This window comes from Bradyrhizobium sp. (genome assembly GCF_017881085.1).
Classification (GTDB): domain Bacteria; phylum Pseudomonadota; class Alphaproteobacteria; order Rhizobiales; family Xanthobacteraceae; genus Bradyrhizobium.
The window spans coordinates 1-5,272 of record NZ_JADGRI010000350.1; the positions used below are offsets into that span (position 1 = coordinate 1).

A 5,272-nucleotide genomic window follows, 5' to 3' on the forward strand; every position below is an offset into this window, starting at 1 on the left:
CCGAGGAATTCGCCGTGCGGCCCGGCAATCTTGCGCGCGATCACGGTGGTCCAGAGGCCGGTGATCCGGCTGTAGACCGGCTCGATCAGCATGTCGGGCGATCGCGGGTCATTCTTGAAGGTCTTGAAATAGGGCCGGTCCGCGACGCTGATCGGCGGGACAGGCCATGCCGACGACGAGTTGATCAGCACGCCGTCGGAATCGAAAACGTTGATGCCACCGACATAGGACAAGGCGCTCAGCTTGGCGCGGAGCATCAAGTGGATGTCGGGGCTGGACATCCGGCGTTTGTAATGTTCGACGCTGTCGATTCCGTTCGCACGCACATACGCGATCAGGTCGTTCTGAACGGCGCCGAAGTCCTCGAGTTGCTGATCGAAGTGGCGGGAAAGCAGCAGCACGGTGTTTTCCAGCTCGCGCTTGCTGTTGTCCAGCGCGCGCTCGCGGAAATTTCCAACCATGACCGTGGCGCCGATGGCGATTGTCGCGACCAGCAGCACGCCGCCGGCAACCAGCCAGCGGATCGGATTGTCGCTGAAGGAGGCCTTGACGTTGAAGGAAGCGGTACCGTTTACCGTCATTGGTCTTGATCGCTGTCAGAGCCGGATGCCGGGCACAGTTTCGCAATGCCCCGGCCCCGCACATAGGTACGATGCGCAAATGGAAGTCGGGTTAGGAAGTTGGGTTAATGACCGATTAACGGGCATCCCGCTCCCTCGTGAGAGCGCGCGCCATGCCTATGCGCTGGCGCCTGTTTTCGCTGCAGGAAACGCCGCCCTCGAGGTTGCCGCAACGATCGCGGCGGCGACGATGTTGGCGCAGGGATCATTGCGGGAAGTTCAACCGGCGGCGCGATAATGCCCGGACTTGCCGCCTTTTTTTTCAACGAGATGAATGGCTTCGATGCGAACGCCGCGTTCCGCCGCCTTGATCATGTCGTAGATCGTCAGGCATGCCACCGATACTGCGGTCAACGCTTCCATCTCGACCCCGGTCGGGCCGGTGACCTTCACGGTGGCGCGCACGATACAGCCGGGCAGCTTGCTGTCCGGCGCAATATCCACGGTAACTTTCGACAGCGCCAGCGGGTGGCACAGCGGGATCAGATCCGAGGTGCGCTTGGCCGCCATGATGCCCGCGAGCCGCGCGGTGCCCAGTACGTCCCCTTTTTTGGCATTGCCGGACACAATAAGATCGAGCGTCGCCTGGCTCATGACGACGCGGCCTTCCGCGACCGCTATACGCTCGGTGGCCGGTTTGGCCGAGACGTCGACCATCCGCGCCTCGCCCTTGGCATCGATATGGGTGAGGGTGGACGTTTGCTTTGAGGTCTTGCGCGCCATGATCAGCGCGTACCCGTCGCGCGCGGCGCGTCGTCGCGTTTGAGCAGCGCGCGGGTTGCCGCCGTCACATCGGCCTGCCGCATCAGGCTTTCGCCGACCAGGAATGTCGATATCCCCACGCGCGCCAGCCGTGCCAGATCGGCTGACGCCAAGATGCCGCTTTCGCCGACCATCACGTGATCCCCGGGGATCAGCGGCGCCAACGCCTCGCTGGTTGCCAGCGTGGTCTCGAAGGTCCGCAGATTTCGGTTGTTGATGCCGATCATCGGCGAACGAAGTTTTAAGGCGCGATCGAGCTCTGCGCGTTCATGAATTTCGATCAGCACATCCATGCCATGGGCCAGGGCCGCGTCCTCGATATCGCGCGCCGCGCCGTCATCGACCGCCGCCATGATGATCAGGATGCAGTCCGCGCCGTGGGCGCGCGCTTCGACCACCTGGTAGGTATCGAACATGAAATCCTTGCGTAGCACCGGCAGTCTGGTGGCCGCGCGTGCCGCCACCATGAAATCGAGATGCCCCTGAAACGACGGCTGATCGGTCAGTACCGAGAGGCAGGCAGCACCGCCGGCTTCATAGGCCTTCGCCAGAGCCGGTGGATCGAAATCGGCGCGGATCAGCCCCTTGGAGGGCGAGGCCTTCTTCACTTCGGCAATCAGCGCGTATTCGCCTTGAGCGAGCTTCTGGCGGATCGCGCTGACAAAACCGCGCGGCGGCGGCGCGGCCCTCGCCAGCGCTTCGACGCTTGCAACCGGATGGGCGCGCTTGGCGGCGGCGATCTCCTCGCGCTTGTAAGCTTCGATCCTGGTCAGGATATCTGACATCGCGAAATCCCTGCGGTCAGCCGTTGGAGACCGCGATCAGACGTTTCAGCCGCTCCAGCGCCGCACCCGAGTCGAGCGACTTGGTGCCGAGCGCCACGCCCTCCTTCAGATTTGTGGCGCGCCCGGCGACGATCAAGGCCGCCGCGGCGTTCAACAATGCGACATCGCGAAAAGGGCTCGGCATCCCGTCGAGCACGCTTTGCAGCGCAATCGCATTGGCATCGGCATCGCCCCCTTTCAGGGCCTCGCCACCGACGCGGGCAAGACCGGCATCCTCCGGCGTCACCTCGAAGGTGCGGATATTGCCGTTCTCGAGGGCTGCGACGAAGGTCGGGCCGGTGAGGGTGATTTCATCGAGGCCGTCGGAGCCATGCACGACCCAGACTGACTTGGCGCCGAGATTCTTCAGCACCTGCGCCAGCGGCTGCACCCATTGTCTTGAAAAGACCCCCACCATCTGGCGGGTGACGCCGGCCGGGTTGGATAGCGGTCCCAGCAGATTGAAGATCGTGCGCGTCGCCAGCTCGACCCTTGTCGGGCCGACGTTCTTCATCGCGGGATGGTGCGTCGGCGCGAACATGAAGCCGATACCGGCCTCCAGGACGCAGCGGCCGACCTGCTCGGGCCTGAGGTCGATCTTCACCCCGAGCGAAGACAGCACATCCGCCGCGCCCGAGCGCGACGACAATGCGCGATTGCCGTGCTTGGCAACGGGGACGCCTGCGCCGGCGACGATGAAGGAGGCGCAGGTCGAAACGTTGACCGAGCCGGAGCCGTCGCCGCCGGTGCCGACCACGTCGACGGCGTCGGCGGGAGCCTCGACCCGCAGCATCTTGGCACGCATGGCCGATACCGCGCCGGTGATCTCGTCGACGGTCTCGCCGCGGACCCGAAGCGCCATCAACAGTCCGCCCATCTGCGAGGGCGTGGCCTCGCCAGACATCATGCTGTCGAACGCGGATGCAGCCTCGTCGCGCGACAAGGCCGCGCCAGTGGCGACTTTTCCGATGATTGATTTGAGGTCGTCCATCGCGAGCTTTCGAAATGCTTACCTATTGGAGCATGATCTTTTCGGAAAACCGGTGCCCCAATTTTCCGGATCATCCTCAGTTATTTGCGCCCGTCACCTGCGCGAAGGCGGCCTGATTGATTGTCGTGCCGATGTCGGATTCAAGCTTGGTGACGTATTGCGCGACCTGTTCGTCAGTCAGGCTGCGCTGAACGCTTTCCTTCAGTTTCTTGATGTCGTCCGAGGTAACGTCGACCGGCGGGACGGTGATGTCGGTGACGCGGAAGACGATCCACTCGTTGTTGGCGGCGCCGGCGGTTTGTCCGACGCCGTCCTTGGCGGTGCGAAATGCCGCCGCGATCACGCCGGCGGGCACGCCGGGCAGCGAGGCATCGCGCTTGAATGCTGCGGCGGTTTCGACCTTCACCCCCGCGGTTGCCGCCTCGTCCGCAAGCTTGCCGCCCTGATCGAGCTTCTGGACCATCTCGGTCGACTTGGTCCTGAGCCGGCTCATGATCTGGTCGTCATGCCAGCGCGCTTCGACCTGGTCCTTGACCTCATCGAGGTTACGCTCGCGCGAGGGCGTGATGCCGAGCACGTCGTACCAGACATAGCCGCCCTTGAACGAGATCGGATCATTGTCGACGCCGACATCGCTGTTGAAGGCCTGCGAGACGACATCGAGACCGAGCGGAATATTGGCTGCCGGCTGGCCGTTGGCCAGGCGGCCGGAGCGATCGACGCCGTCGACGGTGACGGCGGCAAGGCCCAGTTTCTGCGCGGCTTCGGTGACGCCGGCGCCGCCGCCGCGCTCGTCCTCCATCTTGTCGCGCAGCTCGGCGACCTTGGCGCGCGAGCGTTCAATGGCGACTTCCTTCTTCAAGTTGGCGGCAACGCTTTCATAGGTCGGTTGCGCGCCGGCCTCGATCTTGCCGATCTTGACCAAGGCGACGCCGAACTTGCCTTGCACCGGCTGGCTCACCTCGCCGGAATTGAGCGAAAAGGCTGCGTCCGCCACCGCGGGATCGATGATTTCGGACTTCGCGACCATCCCGAGATTGACATCGGCAGCGCCAAGTCCGCGTTCCTTGGCGAGATCGTCGAACGACGATCCCGACGCGATACGACTGCGCGCCGCGGCGGCTTCGTCCGCATTCGGGAAAACCATCTGCGAGACCTCGCGTTTGTCCGGCGTTCCCAGCCGGTCGCGGCGCTGTTCGAACAGCTTCTTGGCATCGTCGTCCGACACATCGGTCCATTTGCCGATCTCTTCCGGCGTGATCGCGACAAAGGCGATCTTGCGATATTCGGGAGCTCGGAACTGGGCCTTGTGGTCATCGAAATAGGCGGCCAGCGCTTCGGGCGACGGCGGATCGATGGTACCGGCCTGCGCGGCGTCGAGTTTGACGTATTCGACGGCGCGCTGCTCGTTCTGGAAGCGGCTGAGCGCCTCGATCATCGATTTCGACGGTTCGAGCCCGGCGGAAATGGTGCCGGCGATTTGACGCCGCAGAGATACCTTGCGCTGGTCGGCGATATACCGCTGTTCGGTGAAGCCGAACTGCCGGATCACGGCCTGGAAGCGCTGCGGATCGAAGTTGCCGTTGACGCCCTTGAAGTTGGGATCGTTGAAGATCACGCGCATAGTCTCGGCGTCGGACTGTCCGAGCCCGAGCCGGCGCGCTTCCTCGTCGAGGGCGGCTTCCGCGATGGTTTGCTGCAGCACCTGGCGGTCGATGCCGAAGGCGCGGGCCTGATCCGCCGTCAGCGGGCGGCCGAACTGGCGGCCGATCTGCTGCAGCTTGTCGGTGTAGACCTGGCGGAATTCATTGATCGAGATCTCGGTGTGGCCGACCGTGGCCACGGTCGACTGGCCGAAACCCCTGAAAATGTCAGCGATGCCCCACACCCCGAAGCTGATGATCAATACGCCCATCACCACGGCCATAATTGTCTTGCCGAGCCAGTTTGATGAGGCTTTCCGCATTCCTCGAAGCATGGGTCCAACTTGTTTGCAGGAGGGAACCAGGTCGTGCCCCAGGGAAATTCGGGATCGAATTCCGCAAACGGGCATCACCGGGTTGATAAAGCATCAT

4 protein-coding genes and 1 pseudogene are annotated in these 5,272 nt (G+C 63.5%); all 5 read right to left on the reverse strand.

From position 1 onward, the window contains the following. Positions 1 to 581 (reverse strand): annotated as a pseudogene (locus tag QZ213_RS24125) (diguanylate cyclase); the annotation flags it as partial. A gap of 258 nt (positions 582 to 839) precedes the next feature. Next, the gene (gene moaC, locus QZ213_RS24130; RefSeq protein ID WP_291688590.1) at positions 840 to 1,343 is read right to left on the reverse strand and encodes a cyclic pyranopterin monophosphate synthase MoaC; all 504 of its coding nucleotides are present in this window, start codon (positions 1,341 to 1,343) and stop codon (positions 840 to 842) included. Between the two features lie 2 nt (positions 1,344 to 1,345). After that, the gene (gene trpC, locus QZ213_RS24135) at positions 1,346 to 2,167 is read right to left on the reverse strand and encodes an indole-3-glycerol phosphate synthase TrpC (protein WP_291688591.1); all 822 of its coding nucleotides are present in this window, start codon (positions 2,165 to 2,167) and stop codon (positions 1,346 to 1,348) included. 16 nt (positions 2,168 to 2,183) lie between these two features. Beyond that, positions 2,184 to 3,197, reverse strand: coding sequence for an anthranilate phosphoribosyltransferase (gene trpD / locus QZ213_RS24140; protein ID WP_291688592.1), 1,014 nt, complete (start codon positions 3,195 to 3,197; stop codon positions 2,184 to 2,186). A 76-nt stretch (positions 3,198 to 3,273) separates the two neighbouring features. Beyond that, entirely contained in the window at positions 3,274 to 5,175 is a 1,902-nt protein-coding gene (locus tag QZ213_RS24145; protein WP_291688593.1) for a peptidylprolyl isomerase, read from the reverse strand. Positions 5,176 to 5,272: the final 97 nt, after the last annotated feature.